Source organism: Chitinophaga sp. 05T412, assembly GCF_056396465.1.
This window is the reverse complement of the sequence record NZ_JBFTLN010000003.1, coordinates 1-16827: the sequence shown is the minus strand read 5'-3', so window position 1 is coordinate 16827 and position 16827 is coordinate 1. Positions and strand designations below refer to the sequence as shown.

6 protein-coding genes are annotated in these 16827 nt (G+C 43.7%); 3 read left to right on the top strand and 3 right to left on the bottom strand.

From position 1 onward, the window contains the following. Positions 1 to 130: 130 nt before the first annotated feature. The 3 genes from AC1DFM_RS07265 to AC1DFM_RS07255 are packed head-to-tail and all read right to left on the bottom strand — an operon-like array spanning position 131 to position 2315. Complete coding sequence (locus AC1DFM_RS07265; protein ID WP_477076038.1) at positions 131 to 1207, bottom strand: GNAT family N-acetyltransferase; 1077 nt, start codon at positions 1205 to 1207, stop codon at positions 131 to 133. Next, a complete protein-coding gene (locus AC1DFM_RS07260; RefSeq protein ID WP_477076037.1) occupies positions 1168 to 1464 on the bottom strand; it encodes a cupin domain-containing protein in 297 nt (98 codons plus the stop codon). The genes AC1DFM_RS07265 and AC1DFM_RS07260 overlap by 40 nt, the downstream gene beginning before the upstream one ends. Then, on the bottom strand, positions 1461 to 2315 hold the full coding sequence (locus AC1DFM_RS07255) for a lysostaphin resistance A-like protein (protein WP_477076036.1): 855 nt from the start codon (positions 2313 to 2315) through the stop codon (positions 1461 to 1463). The genes AC1DFM_RS07260 and AC1DFM_RS07255 overlap by 4 nt, the downstream gene beginning before the upstream one ends. A 119-nt stretch (positions 2316 to 2434) precedes the next feature. Between AC1DFM_RS07255 and AC1DFM_RS07250 the strand changes: the two genes are divergently transcribed. The 3 genes from AC1DFM_RS07250 to AC1DFM_RS07240 all read left to right on the top strand — a co-directional run. Then, positions 2435 to 2776: a winged helix-turn-helix transcriptional regulator gene (locus AC1DFM_RS07250; RefSeq protein WP_477076630.1), complete on the top strand. Its 342-nt coding sequence runs from the start codon at positions 2435 to 2437 to the stop codon at positions 2774 to 2776. Between the two features lie 1063 nt (positions 2777 to 3839). Next, the gene (locus AC1DFM_RS07245) at positions 3840 to 5465 is read left to right on the top strand and encodes an MBL fold metallo-hydrolase (protein WP_477076035.1); all 1626 of its coding nucleotides are present in this window, start codon (positions 3840 to 3842) and stop codon (positions 5463 to 5465) included. A gap of 50 nt (positions 5466 to 5515) precedes the next feature. Then, positions 5516 to 16827, top strand: an 11312-nt coding sequence (locus tag AC1DFM_RS07240) for an amino acid adenylation domain-containing protein (protein WP_477076034.1), incomplete at its 3' end; no start/stop codon positions are given.

Genomic DNA, 16827 nt, shown 5'->3' with positions numbered 1-16827 from the left:
AAACCGGACGGGCAACGAAATTACTAAAAATGAGTATCAGAAACATTGGACACATTTTCCACCTCATGGTTGCGGAGCTTGTCCGAAGCACCAATGTTTCACTTTACAGTGGATATTTTCATGAGTAATTTCACCGTTCCGTTTCTTTCAGAAAATCTCCGGGCTTGATGATTTCCTTATAATCTACTAAATAATAATAATCCCCAAACTCTGGTGTTTTCTGCCAGTTTTGCGAAACATTTACCGGCTTTGAGGCTTCCTTCACCTCTCTTAAAATTTGTGTTTCACCATCTCGAATAATGGTCTCTGTGGTGATTTTCAAATCACCTTTAGTTGTAAATTGAAAATGCTGATCACTTTTTAAATCTCTTAGTTCTTCATCTTCTTTATACATATATTCTCTTATCCATATCTCATCAAGGAACATTTTTCCATCTGGAAACTTTGTGTAATTCGTCACCACGTACCAAAATAAGCGCTCATCTAAAAAACGGACAGCAAACGTTTTTGTCCTATTTTCCATGAAGCAGATAGGGGTCTCTTGTTTAAAGACAGTAATAGGGTAATAGACGTTTTTGCTATGGCAATACTTTGAAAGATTTTCAGTATCCGTACCATATTTCTTAATTTCTTCTTTTGTTAATAGACGCTCCAATTTAAGTTTAAAATTCCTCAAACTTTTTTCTTCATTCATAATAGTGTAAACTACATTATTGTGAACATGATGATTATGTGTATAGTTTTTCATTTTAGGTAGGAATGTGTCCGTGTTTTTAAACCAGGTGTGTTTTCTTAAAACCATATTAATTGCTGTCCAAACAACTCCTTTAACTTCTGCATTTGTTGATTTTTCTGGATTTGTTACAAAACCCACTTTCTCATAACACTTGATGGCTGCGGTATTCCAGTCGTACACATTGAGGTCTATTGTTTCCACATCTAATTTGTGAGATGCAAAATCGACTAAGCATTCTATGATATCAGTTCCTAACCCTTTACCGCGAAGGTTATTATTGCCTATCAGGATTCTACATAACCTGGCTGTATTGGCTTCGTAAAGGTAAATTTCTGCATGCCCAATAACTTCATTAGTATTAGTTGTGGTATTGATTACTTTAAATGCGCGCCGGTTTTTATCATTCAGATATACTTCCAATTGATCTTCGGTTAAAGGATACCTGAAAATTGGCCCGGCAAATTGTACCAATAATTCTTCATCATTATTTTTCCTTTTCCCACAACAATTAGGTCACCTTTTTTCATTATTGGGTTTGGTTGATTTTCAATTTCCATTAAAAGCGTCCCTTTTGCAATATAGAATAATTCATCTTCATTTTCGTGAATATGCCAAGGCACTTCTTGCCCCTTTATTTTTACAAATTTAATATATTGGTCATTTACTTCACCAATAATCCCCGGTGAAAAATAGTTGTCAAGACCTAAAAAGGCATCGTATAAATTCATCTTTTAAACAGTTTGCTTTCTACGATTTTGCCTTCTTTTTTTGCACGATAATAAAGTGCTATTCCAATAAGCAATAAAAAAGAGGCTGTAAAAATTGAACCCTCAATTCCAACTGCACCACCTGTTAATAGTTCAGGACCATTAAATTTTGATTGAATGATACTGCCCATATCATTTAATCCTGTAAGATTTGAGCCATAAAAAGGCTGAGAAAAATTCCAACCTAAATGGAAGAAAAAAGGTAACCATATTCTTTTAGTATAAATAAACATCATCGCCATAGTAAACCCCCAAATTAAATCAAAAAAAAGGCTAAATAGGTTGGAATTAGCATTAAAAATATGCTGAAGCTCTACTAACATTCCAATAACAAGGGTTAGATTAGTCCCTAACCAATTTTCACAGATCCTTATTATTAATCCTCTATGAAATAAGTCTTCAATTAAGGCAGCAACCATTAATACCGTAAAAAGCTTTATGGAGTAGTGAGTTGTTGTAATACTAATAGCCTGATAGTACCCTAATAAGTATAAAATGAAAATAGATAATGAAATTGTAAAAAAACCAAAGAAAAATCCTCCAAACATTTCTTTGGGTAAATATTTTATGGATAGTTCTGTTATTTTTCTTTTATCATACAAACGGAATAAATAGTAATAAGCGGCTAATAAAACTATAAAAGAAATACAGTGAATAATTGGGTCGGCAATACTTTTATCTTGAATAATGCTATGAAAAAATGGTTTTAATACAAAGTTTTGAATTAATACAAATAGAGAAAAACAGACGACAATTCCAACGATAATTTTTGTTATTGGAAAATGCAGCACTCTTTTGATAGTTACATTCATTATTTAGCGTTTTTGCAAATAAAAGTATTTGATACCTTTACAGCAAGTACATACAATAAAGTAGCCTACATACTAAAAACATAGCAAGGCTGATTATCAATGGTTTAAATTTTTAACAAATKAAAAAAAATATTAAAAAGGCATATTGTGCTGTCGATTATGCTTTTCAGCGAATAGGTGGAAAGTATAAAGGTCGAATTTTATGGGTACTTAGAGAAGGTTGTCTCAGGTATGGAGAGTTAAACAGAGCTGTGGTTGGGATAACTCCAAAAATGCTAACCCAAACATTAAAAGAATTAGAATCAGATGGGCTAATTGTCAGAAAAGCTTATGTAGAAGTTCCACCAAAGGTTGAATATTCACTTACCGATACAGGAATGGAATTAATTCCTTTTATCAGTCAAATGAGAAGTTGGGGAGAAAAACAAATGTTAGTACAAATTGAAACTTACAATTCGTAGCKGCGACAAGGACTTACTATAATTTGTATCAGATAATTCCAAAATGTAGGTAACCACCGCAGTTACCCCGCTGAATGAGGTGAAGGCATAGAAGGCAACCCCCAGTCAATTAATAACCAAAAGCCCTAATTGTTTTATTAACGGGGTAATTCTTTCTCTATGCGTAACATCTCTGGTATCGTCAAGATTGACAATTTCAGATTTAAAGTTGCTATTGGAAAGATCCCGGCAATGAGAACATTTCATATTGTCGGGTAACCGAAAATTAGTATCATATAGAGGCCGAACATTTCATCGATAATGAAACTAATCGACTAACCTGGAATGAAGACATAAAATTCGATGAACCGTTATTTTAAAAGGTAGGTTCACTAATCAAACAGTATTTTATTAATGTCAAAGCTATTGTGAAGATCAGGTTTGATGGTTATATCATATGATCTTGTGGTTATGCTGCCACGGAATAAGAGTATTACTACTGGATGACGAGCAGATGATATTCATGAATAAGGGTTGGCTTGTTTTGGCTTACTTTGTAATGAGTATGTTTTTTTATCACTAAAATATAGTCACTGCGATATTGTATCAGGCTTACTTTATAATTTAGTTCCTGTGTTATTAGCCGAGTGCCAACAGTATAAAATATTTTTTGGATATTCTCAGAAACCATTAATTGAAGCCGTAACATGAGCCGCCGAACACAAAGGAAACCCAGTAAATAGCAATCTTTCCAGCCAAGCAAGATTACATTAATACGCCTCTTTATTGAAAAATACCCTTAGTAATATGTGGCATAATGGAAACCGCCATACCATCGAGCTGTCTCACTGATGGGAGATCTGTTTTTCTATAAAATGTATTGAAAATAATCTGACGGTAGATGATACCGTCTGCCATGGCGTCACAATTCAGAAGCTATCATAATTTTTTATCGACTCGCAAAATGGCGGGCTGATATTTTACTGTCGTGTCTCTTGAGCACGACCAGGACCTCTATGTCCGGAATACTCCGGGCAAAAATTTCCCATGTCAATATCTACTAAGGAGAATTAAACACATTATTATGAGTGAGAGAAAAGTATACCTCAAGCCTAACGTAGTTTTCGAACCACTATTTGACAGATGGTACGCATGGAGTCACCTGATTTCTCCTGCTACAGCCGCGATGAATGTTGTAGGCAGGCATTTGTCGATCATTGATTCTTACATTGAAGCGCCGCATGCACACGCTGAAGCTGCTCGCAATCCTAAAATGAAAGGAGGCCCTTTTATGGACCTGGGCGGCAAACGGGTGGATGATATCGAATCATTGAGAGATAAAACATTAAAGCAACAGGAAAAGGCCATCCAACTGGCAAGTGCCATAAAGGAACTTGATGGGCTGCTGACCAGAGATGCAAAGGGAATGGGGCTGGATGCCATGTACGAAAAAGTACCGGATACCCTGAAAGGATACGTGGAACTTTATTACGACAGGAACAACAATGCCGACTTCAGATTATTCGAACCACTTCTGTACAAAAGTGAATATTACAAACCCGACTCCCAGAGCCTGGCACTATGGATTACTAATAATGATCACAGGCCTTTCTGTTTAAGTACGCCACGACTGGATGAAGAAAATGTATTGCATCTGAATATTCCGTTTGATCATAAGGGCATTGACGAGTTGGCAAGGATGAGACGAATTCCATCTAAGTTGAGTAAGATCAAACAGCTGTTGGGCGTATCCGGTTCCAGGGAGGAAGCGCTGTTTGAAACATTTTTTACAGAAGAAGCTCCTCCGCCATACAACAAGTACACCGGTGATAAAATACGTATGCGGTATTATGGGCATGCCTGTATACTCATTGAAACAAAAGATGTGTCTATTCTTGTTGATCCGCTGATCAGTTATTATGGTTACAGTACAGGCCTGGAGCATTTTTCAGACGTTGATCTGCCCGAGACAATAGATTATGTGCTGATTACGCATAACCATCAGGACCATATCCTGTTTGAAACATTGCTTCCGCTCAGGCATAAGGTGAAGCATTTTATAGTGCCTCGTACTACCGGCGGAAAACTGGTAGACCCTGAACTGAAACTTATGTTCGATAATATTGGCTTCAGCAATGTTATTGACCTGGCAGAAATGCAGACACTCAGAGAAGGAAATACTGCTATTACAGCATTGCCTTTCACTGGTGAACATTCAGACCTGAACATCATCGGGAAGTCCTGTTACCTGGTAGAGATAAGCGGCTTTAAACTTATGTTCATGGCTGATTCCAGGGTAGTAGAACCTGCTATCTACAGGAACATTCAGCGGCAGATAGGCAACATAGATGTGCTTTTCCTCGGTATGGAATGCGATGGCGCGCCATTAACCTGGTTATACGGTCCACTGATGACCAGGAAAGTCACAAGGGAACAGGATGGTAGCCGCAGGCTGGCGGGATCTGATTGTGCGAAAGGCATGACACTGGTAGACATATTTGAACCCGATGAAGTGTATGTATATGCAATGGGAATGGAACCTTGGGTAGAGTTTATCAGTAGTATCCAGTATACGGACGAATCAAATCCTATTGTGCAGTCAAATAAGCTCGTGAAAGTGTGTGAAAACAGAGGTATTGCAGCAGAGCGCCTCTATGGCGAAAAAGAACTTCTCTACAACAGGAAAGATGTATTACTCGACGCTGAGTAACATTTTACCTGGTAACTCTCCTTTCTTTTATAATAAGAACAAGCATAATTATGTTACAACAGATTATTCCATTACATCCTGCACAGCAGGATGTATACATGGACCAGTTAATTAATGCAGAGAATCCATATTACAATATTGGTGGTAATACGAAATTGACCGGAAACCTGTGCAGGGAGACATTTATAAAGGCAGTGAACTCACTACCGGCTGTGCATGATGCTTTCAGAATGAGATTTGATCCGGATAGTCAGGAGCCTGGAGTATTCTTTGAAGATGAATATCAGCAACAGGAGTTAATAGAGATCGATTTTAGCAATGACCGGGAGCGCGCCGGCCAATGGATAAAAGATCTGTTTAATATTCCCTTCGTCATAACGCCTGAAAATCCGCTGGCTGAGCATTACCTGGTCAGGGTAGCACCAGATGAGCACTGGTATGTACTCAAGTGTCATCATTTAGTTACCGATGGATATGGGATTTCATTAAGTCTTCATTACCTGGCTGCAAAGTATAAAGCCTTGTTGACGGATGATCCTGGAGAGTTAACCTATCCTTCGTATAAAAAGGAAATCCTGGACGCAGCAGCATATTATAACACAGCTGCTTATGCTGCTGATAAAGAGTACTGGCAGGAAATAATACCACAGAAACCGTTGCAGGTATTGCGGAAGATGTACCAGCAGCAAGAAAACAGGGGTAAGGCGACAGACACACTTGTAACAGACCTTACTGCTACGGAAAAAGACCTCCTGGATGACATACAGGCTAAAACAGGTTCCAGCCTGCAACAGCTGACTATTGCTGCACTGATGATATATTTAGCGAAAACATCCGGACAGTCTGAACTGGTTTTTGGTACTTCGCTGCATAAAAGAAGTGGCAGGGTACAACGTAATGTGGTGGGCATGTTTGCCGGCATACTGCCATTTAAAGGAATGTATGATGGCGAAATGACACTGGCAGATTTGATAAAAGGTATCGTTGCTGCCCAGAAAAGGAATTACCGGCATCAGAACTATACCATAGGCAATATTAGCAGGCGCCTTAAAATCAACGCAGCTGATGATCATCTCGTGGAAGTTGTTGTCAACTATGCAGTGCTTGATTTTGAACTTGACTTTGGCGAAGACTTGCAGGCCATCTTTTCTGATGTGCCCAATAATTCTGGGCGGTATCCACTGGAGTTCTGGTGGAGAGACTTTAGTGAACATTATCCGCTACAGATAAAGATCGATTTCCAACTACAGTATTTAACTACCGATGAGGCGAGATTATTCCTTCAGCGGATCCTGTTTATCTTCAGTCAGTTTGGATCAGGATTACAGGAGAAAGTAAAGAACATCCGGATAATACCTGAACAGGAAATAGCCTTGCTGCAAAGTTTCAACAACACTACTGCTGATTATCCCTACAACGGTACGATCGTTTCACTTTTCAGAGAGCAGGCGGTACGCATACCTGAGGCGACAGCTGTCGTATTTGAAAATCGTTTTTTAACCTATCGCACGCTGGATGACCAGTCAGATCAGCTGGCGTATCATCTCCGCGCTAAAGGCGTAACAACGGAAAGCCTGGTTCCTGTTTGCATGGACAGATCGCTGGAAATGATGATTGGCATATTGGGCATTTTGAAGGCTGGCGGAGCTTATGTACCTATCGATCCGCATTATCCCGCAGCCCGTATTAATTTTATGCTGGAAGACATCAAATGCACCGTAGCATTGGCAGACAGTGCCTATCAGCACCTGTTCGGAAATTTAACAACCGTCTGTATTGATACACTGGACCTGTCAGATAAACAGGAGGGCGCAGCTATACAATTAGTTGATATAAATCCGGCACATCTGGCATATGTGATGTATACTTCCGGCTCTACAGGACAACCTAAAGGAGCAATGGTTACTCATCTTAATGTTGTGAGCCTGGTCTGCAATGCCGGCTATACAACATTTACTCCGGAGGATGCCATTTTGTGCGCGGGATCGATTTCGTTTGATGCCACTACATTCGAGTATTGGGGTGCATTGCTGAATGGTGGCCGGCTGGCACTGAGTCCACGGGATAACCTGCTGGATACGGAGCAGTTAAAACAGGATCTGCATGGACACCAGATCACAAAGATGTTTTTCTCGACAAGCTGGTTTAATCAGTTGGTAGATACAGATATTACTGTCTTTGAAAAGCTTCATGCCGTATTGGTCGGTGGTGAAAAAGTCTCTGAGAAACATATCGGAAAACTACATAGTGTTTATTCTCATATTGATATTATTAACGTATACGGGCCTACGGAAAATACAACTTTCTCCTTATGGTATTCCATTACAAAAAATGGTTTACGGGAGAACACGCCAATAGGCGTCCCGTTGAATAATCGTCAGGCTTATGTTCTGGACAGCTCCATGCAGATAATGCCGATAGGAGTGACGGGAGAAATATATGTGGGAGGAGCAGGGGTTACCCGTGGTTACCTCAATCGTCCAGCGTTGACAGCTGAACGGTTTGTTGCAGGTAAATTCGGTGGAGCGGAAAACAATTGGCTTTACAAGACCGGAGATCTGGGGCGTTGGCTGTCTGACGGTAATGTAGAATATCTGGGCCGTATCGATGACCAGGTAAAGATCCGTGGTCATCGCATTGAGCCAGGCGAGATTGAAAGTGTGCTGTCCTCATGCGAAATGGTGAACCGGGTGGCTGTGGTGGCGAGAGCTGATGCCGGCGGCAATATACGGTTGATTGCTTATGTCGTGCCTGAAGGTAACTTTAACAGGGATGGCATAATCGCTTACCTGCAAGACAGGCTGCCGGAATACATGATTCCTACCCGCTTTATTGAGCAGAACCAGCTGCCACTGAATCTCAATGGGAAGGTAGACCGGCACGCGCTGCCAGAACCGGATGATACGGACATGCCTGCACGTATTTACGTTGCACCCCGCAATGAAATAGAGGCATTAATGGCCAACATCTGGCAGGAATTATTACACACCGGTAAAGTGGGTATATATGATAACTTCTTTGAACTGGGCGGAGATTCAATTATCACCATCCAGCTGGTAAGCCGTATGCGGCGCGCCGGTCTGAAACTACAACCCAATAATGTATTCAGACACCAGACAATAGCCGCTCTGTCTGCACTACTTGATCAGCCACAGCAGCATATTGTACAGGGAGAACAGGGGCAGCTGAAGGGTAACAGCGGACTACTGCCTGTTCAGCAAATGTATTTTGAAACGCCGTATGATACAGGTAATTATTTTAACCAATATATTTTATTAACGGTAGACAAGCATATCGAAACCGCTTCACTGACGCAGGCGATACAATTGCTGGTAGCCTATCATGATGCACTACGCTTTGTTTACAAGCATGACCAAAAGGGCTGGGGGCAGCATTACGGCGTCTTTGAAGGTGGGCTGGAAACAATTGACCTGCGTGGGGTACCAGCGGAACGACTGGATGCAGAGATTGCAGGTTATGAGCAATACTATCAGCGCCAGCCTGATATCTTAAAAGGCGAACTGTTGTGCACTGCATTATTACTGACACCAGACACTGAATCGCATAACCGTTTGCTGCTGGTAGTACATCATCTTGCTATAGATGGCGTTTCCTGGCGCATACTGTTGTCGGACCTGGAGCTGCTCCTTAAAACAGCGCCGCAGGACCGGAAAAAAATATTGGGACCCAAAGGTACCAGCTATCGTCAGTGGTTCCATGCGCTGGAGACCTACGGACAAGGAAAGCGTCTACAGGAACAAACCGGTTACTGGAAACAGGTTGTACAGCAACAGCTTCCATTAAGAACTGATACCTCCTACAACGGAGACGTCACCTGGGGAGAAACATCTTCTTATAGTAATGCTCTTGATGTTGTACAAACACAACTGCTGTTGCAGGAGTCTTCACAGGCGTATCACACCGAGATCAATGATATACTGTTAACTGCGCTGGCGCTCGCGCTGTCGGAATGGAATGGTACTGCTGCTGTATCCGTTGCACTGGAAGGGCATGGCAGAGAAGAGGTTACAGGAGGAACAGACATCAGTCATACTGTGGGTTGGTTTACAAGTATCTACCCGGTATTGCTGGATACCGGAGGTAGCAGTTCTTCCGGCGCATTGCTGAAAGATATAAAGGAACAGTTGCGGGGTGTGCCCGACAAAGGCATTGGATATGGAGTGTTAAAATACATGCATAAGGCAGATTTTCTGCAATCGGCAGCTCATCCCGATGTGGTATTTAATTACCTGGGGCAACTGGATAGTTTCCTGAGTGGTGGCGATCATTTAAATATAACCGGTGACGCACTGAGAGCGGGTATCGATGACGGCTATACGATAACAGAGAAAATAGCTGTCAATTGTATTGTACAATACGGGAAATTACAGTTCTACTGGCGTTACAGCACCCTGCACTTTTCACCGGAGAGCGTGGCGACAATCGCAGATAACTATTTATCTCACCTGCATGCACTAATTGATCATTGTGTGGCGAATGCAGCAACTCCTGCTTATACTCCTGCTGATTACGGGTTAGGTGGTGTAGTGAGTAATGAAGAACTAGACGATTTTTTAAATGATACCTACCGGGGTGCTGTGAGGCGGCCACAGATAGAGCGCTTGTACCGGTTAAGCGCATTACAGGAAGGTATGTTGTTTCATCGGTTGTATAATGAACAGGCAGGCCTGTATATAGAACAATTGAATTACAGATTGTCTGTACAGCATGAAGAGCTGTTCATTCAAAGTTGGAAGCAGCTGCTGCAACGGCATAGTATTCTGCGAAGCGGATTTTATCACGGTGTGTTCAGCATCCCTGTTCAATGCGTATACCACGAGGCTGATCTGCCGGTTACGGTGCTGGATTACACAGATCTTGGCAGTGAAGAACAGGAAAATGCATTGCTGGCATATGAGGCAGAAGACCGCCGGCAAGGATTGGATTTTACGGTGGCGCCGTTGATGCGCGTTACGCTGATTCGCCTGAAAGCAGACTACTACCATGTACTCTGGACTTTTCATCATATTCTGCTGGATGGATGGTCGCTACAAATACTGATGGAGGAACTGTTCACTGCCTATGATGAACTGGTGGCTGGGAATCCTTTGCCAGTACTACCGGATGATAATTATGAAGATTATATCCGTTATCAGCAACAGGTTGATAAAGAGCAGGCGGAATTATACTGGAAGAACTATCTGGCTGGCATCGCTGAAACAGGGACATTATCATTTACTGCCGCTGCCGCTGACCGAACAAAAGGCCAGGGCGCCTATGCTGAAAAAGAAATATGGCTGGATGCAGGTGTTACGGATCAGATACAGCAATATTCACAGCAGCATCGTATTACAGTGAATACGTTGATGCAGGGAGTATGGTCGTATCTCCTGTATCATTATACAGGTTGCAATGATGTTGCCTTTGGCGTAACGGTATCCGGCCGCCCTGAAGATCTGCCTGGTATAGAGCAGCGTGTAGGGCTTTACATTAATACCCTGCCCCTGTATACAAAAATTGATCCTTCGGCAAATTTAGCACAATGGCTACACGAATTACAGGCAGGCCAGTTGGAAAGCAGAGCATATCAGTATGTAGGACTTAGTGAGCTGCAACAATGGGTAGAGGCGGATGAAGAGCTTTTTGACAGCTTCATCGCATTTGAAAACTTCCCTGCGTCCCAGTCATGGCGCTCGCGTACAGACGGGGCTGTATTGCACGAACATATGAATTATCCTTTAGGGATAAGAGTTACTGCAGGCCCGGAAATAAATATTCTTTTCGGTTACAATGCCAGCTTGTTGAACGGCATCTATATAGAGAAAATGCTGGGGCATTTTGTACATGTATTACAGCAGATAACCGCCGGTCATATCCGGCATATAAGAGACCTTGTAATATTGACGGATGAAGAGCAATACCAGCTGCTCGAAGTATTTAATAATACGAAGGTATTGTCTGAAGATGATAAAACGGTAATAGACTATTTCACCTCACAGGCAAACCGTACGCCGGATGCTACGGTGCTCGTCTCCGGAAATAGCAGATGGACTTATGCCAAACTACATGAACAGTCTGACCGGCTGGCGCAATACCTGCGCAGCCTTGGTGTGAGAAAGGAAACGCTGGTGCCGGTTTGCATGGGACGCACGCCGGAGATCATCGTAGCAATGCTGGGGATTATGAAGGCAGGAGCTGCCTATGTTCCCATTGACCCGGCCTATCCATCAGAACGTATCAATTACATGCTGACTGATATTGGCGCAGTATTAATTATTACCGGCGATGATATTACACTGGATCTGACAGGGAGAGAAATACCTGTAAAGGTAATCACACTGGATGATGCTATTGCCTATCCTGTAACAGCGATGGAAGTATCCTTGCATCCGGAGCAGCTGGCATACATCATTTACACTTCCGGCTCAACAGGTAATCCCAAAGGTGTGATGATTACACATAAGGGCCTGATGAACCTGATTCACTGGCATATCAAGGCTTATGATGTTACTTCATCAGCCAGGGCGACAGCGGTTACCGGTGTTGGCTTTGATGCCTTTGGCTGGGAAGTATGGCCTTATTTGTGTAGTGGCGCTACCGTCTTCATGCTGGACGATACTGTTCGGTCTTCGCCTCAGGCGCTTGAGCAAATATATACCCGGCACGGGATTACGCACAGTTTCGTTTTTACTGCCATCTTCGGGGATGTAATAAAAGAAATAAGAAATAAACCACTTGCGCTGCAATATCTGCTGACCGGCGGAGACAGACTAGGTCCGACAGACATAACCGGATTAGCATGTAGGGTGTTCAATAACTACGGACCTACAGAGAATAGCGTAGTCACGACCTGTTATGAATTATCAGATCAGGATAAAGATGCAATGCCTCGGATAGGAGTTCCCGTGAATAATACCATTGTGTACATAGTAAACAGTGAACAACAGTTATGCCCTGTCGGTATCTGGGGGGAACTTTGTATATCAGGTACAGGTGTATCAAGGGGATACCTGCAACAAGAAGCGCTGACCGCCGGGAAATTTGTTGCCAATCCATTTGATGTAACACCAGGGGCAAGGATGTATAAAACAGGAGATATTTGCCGGTGGTTGCCCGATGGGAATATCGAATATCTTGGCCGCAGGGATGAACAGGTGAAGATCCGCGGTTTCCGCATAGAACTGGGTGAAATTGAAAGTGCGTTGTCCGGATCGGGATTGGTAAGAGAAGCAGTGGTACTTGCCAGGCAGGGGAGTGACGGCAGTAATTATCTGGTAGGCTATGTAGTACCCGAGGGTAATTTTGACAAGGCTGCCATCATTACTTACCTGAATAACAGATTGCCCGGTTATATGGTGCCGGCTGTATTGCTGGAGCTGGATGCGTTGCCGCTCACTGCAAATGGTAAAATCGATAAAAAGGCGCTACCCGACCCTGATGGAAAGGCTTTGTCAGCAGGTACTGAGGCAATGCCCCGCAATAAAACGGAGGAGTCGCTGAAGAAGATCTGGTTGAAATTACTTGACCGCGAAGAGGTAGGTATTTATGATAACTTCTTTGATTTGGGTGGTCATTCATTACTGGCGATAAGACTCATCACAGCAATCGGAAAAGAGCTGAATATTGAAGTTTCCGTCAACACGGTATTTGTGCACCCTACCATTGCAGCGTTATCAGATCAGTTATCTGAGGAAATTCCTGTGCATGCGCCACCCGCAAATACTACATATGAAAGGCCGGAGTATATTCCGCTTTCATTCAGCCAGGAACGTCTGTGGTTTATAGACCAGCTCGAAGGCAGTGTGCCGTATCATATGTCAGGGATGTTCAGGCTGAAAGGTCGTCTCCATCATGAGGCGCTGGCCAGGGCATTGCAGACCATCGTTAACCGGCATGAGGTGCTGCGCACCGTGATCAAACCAGGTGGAGGTATTCCGCATCAACATATACTGGACAAAGATCTGTGGCAGTTCAGTACGACAGATCATGAGCCGTATCAATATAACCCGGACACTTTTCAGTCTTATGTCGGTTTTCTGGGAACCATACCTTTCGATCTCTCGCGTGATCATATGTTACGGGCCCATCTCCTGAAGATTACCGCTGATGAGCATGCACTCGTGCTGATAATACACCACATAGCCGCTGATGCCTGGTCCGTTTCAATACTGATGAATGAACTGATGGAATTGTACAGGGCATTTGAATCGGGTACTGTTCCGTTGTTATCTCCGCTGGCCATGCAATATGCTGATTTTGCCATATGGCAGCGTATTTACCAGGAAGGCGCCTTGCTGAATAAAAAACTGGACTACTGGAAAAATAAACTGAAGAATACCGCGGTATTGCAATTACCTACAGACTACCCGCGTCCTGCTATTCAGAGCACCCGCGGAACGATTCAGTGGTTCCGTCTGGACAGCGCATTAACGGATCAGTTGCAGGCGCTATCCCGGCGGGAAGGCGTTACCATGTTTATGACATTGTTAACTGCATTCAAAGTGTTGCTGCACCGGTATGGTGGACAGGAGGACATTTGTGTAGGTACTTCTATTGCCGGAAGAACACAACAGGAAACAGAGAACCTGATTGGCTTCTTTCTGAATACACTGCCGCTGCGCAGTGATCTGAGCGATAATCCTTCGTTTACAGCATTGTTGCATCAGGTAAAAGAGACAACGCTTACCGCCTATAATAACCAGGAGGTGCCTTTTGAGATGATTGTGGAAGCGGTGGAAAAGAAGAGAGATCTGAGCAGGACATCCCTGTTCCAGGTGATGTTCGAATTACTGAACACGCCGGATATACCGGATCTGAAGTTAGGGAATCTTCAGCTGACGAAAGAAAATGTAGAACGAACTACAACACAGTTTGATCTGAGCTTCTGCCTGGAAGAAGATGCTGATGGCCTCAAAGGATACGCAGAATATTGTACCGACTTGTTTGATGCGGCCACAATCGAACGGATGACAAGACATTTTGAGCAGTTGTTGCGGTCGGTTATTGAATTCCCTCTTACGGCAATTGGTTCTTTGTCCATGCTGTTGCCGGAAGAAGAAGAACAGCTGCTGGTTGCTTTTAATAATACAACCGTTGAAATCCCTGAAGAAAAAACATTGATCGATCTGTTTATGTTGCAGGTTGAGCATACACCTGACGCTATCGCACTGGTTTTCGGGGAAACGGAAATAACATACAAGGAACTGGATGAACGTTCCAATCAGTTGGCGCATTATCTGCGCAGCAAAGGTGTGATGCCTGAAACCCTCGTACCCGTGTGTATGGAACGTTCTGCCGGGATGATCATAGGTATATTGGGGATACTGAAAGCAGGAGGCGCTTATGTACCTGTTGATCCGGGATACCCCGCTGAACGGATTGATTATATGCTGCAGAATTGTAACGCCTCTTTGTTACTGACCAGCAATAGAGCAAGACCGGAAACAGCGGTCATACAGCTTTTAATACCGGATGCTGATGCGGAAATAATAGCCCGTCAGTCTGTAACATCTCTGCCCGTACTGCCATCTCCCGGGCAATTATCATACGTAATTTATACATCAGGATCAACAGGAACACCGAAAGGCGTGATGATAGAACATGCCGGTATGCTGAACCACCTGCTGGCCAAGGGCCGTGACCTGAAGATGAATAATGCCACCATTATTGCGTTTACTGCTGCCTACACATTTGATATATCGGTATGGCAGATGTTTGCAGCATTGCTATATGGAGGCCGTACTGTTATTTACAGTGAGGAGTTGTTGTTTAATCCCCGTTCTTTCATCGATACAATCATCAGGGATCATGTTACGATAGCTGAGCTGGTGCCTTCTTATCTGTCGCTGCTGTTGCAGGAAGTGCCGGGAGTACGACTGAACAGCCTGCGATATTTACTGGTTACAGGTGAAGCTGTCAGCCGGCATCTTCTGGAACGCTGGTTCAGTCATCCTGATTTTGGGACTGTTCCGGTGGTAAACGCCTATGGCCCTACAGAGGCTTCAGATGATATTACGCACCACTTTATGTACGAGGCGCCGGTACGTACCAGCACGCCGCTGGGTAAGCCGATTGCCAATATGCGCATCTACATACTGGATCGCTCAATGAAATTGTGCCCGGTGGGAGTCGTAGGAGAAATTTGTGTGTCTGGTATAGGCGTTTCGCGTGGTTACCTGAACCTGCCAAACCTGACAGCGGAAAAATTTATCACCGATCCATATATAACGGAAAGGGATACACGAATGTATAGAACTGGTGATCTGGGCCGTTGGCTGCCGGATGGAAATATTGAGTTCCTCGGCCGTATAGATGATCAGGTAAAGGTTCGGGGGGTCCGTATAGAGTTGGGTGAAATTGAGCATATCGTATTAAAGAGTGAACTGGTAGGCCAGTGTGTAGTGACAGTGAAACAGGACGCCGCCGGCAATAATCAGCTGGTTGGATACATTGTGCCCGGTGCAGCATTCAGCAAAGATGCATTGCTGGCTTATCTGAAAGGAAAATTGCCGGAGTACATGATTCCTGCTGTGTTTGTAGAGCTTGATCAGCTGCCGTTAACCGCTAACCGTAAAATAGATAAACAGGCCTTGCCGGAACCCGATAGCGGGGCGTATACTACAGGTGTTTATGTAGCGCCAGCTGATACAATGGAGCAGGCATTGACAGATATATGGGAGCATTTGCTGGTAACACCGCGTATAGGAAGCCGCGATAATTTCTTTGAACTGGGCGGGCATTCTCTGCTTGCAATAAGGGTAGTTGCTGCTGTCCGCAGGAAACTGGAAGTAGAACTGGCTGTGAGGGATATTTTTATTTATCCTACTGTCTCGCAGCTGGCGGCATATGTAAAGGGACTGGATAAGTCTTCACAGATACCGCCTGTAAAGGTTGTCCAGAGAAGTGAGCGTATACCATTGTCGTATAGCCAGGAACGTTTGTGGTTCATCGATCAGCTGGAAGGTAGTTTACCTTATCATATACCCGCTGTGCTGCGGCTGCATGGCCGCCTGGACGTAGCCGCGTTGTCATCTGCCTTACGCACCATCGTGAACCGTCATGAAGTGCTGCGCACCGTGATGGTACCGTATGAAGGGGTGCCGTATCAGCAGGTGCTGGCAGCAGACGGCTGGGAACTGACGCATGCGGAGGATACCATTTGTACCGCAGATGAAAGCACCTTGTCCGCGTATCTGGCTGTAAAAAGCCGGGAAGCCTTTGACCTGGAGCAGGATCATATGCTGCGTGCACATCTGGTAACACGGGGATCTGAAGATCATCTGCTGCTGGTGACCATGCATCATATTGCMTCAGATGGCTGGTCTACAGGTATCATCGTGCGGGAGCTGGCTGCATTGTACAA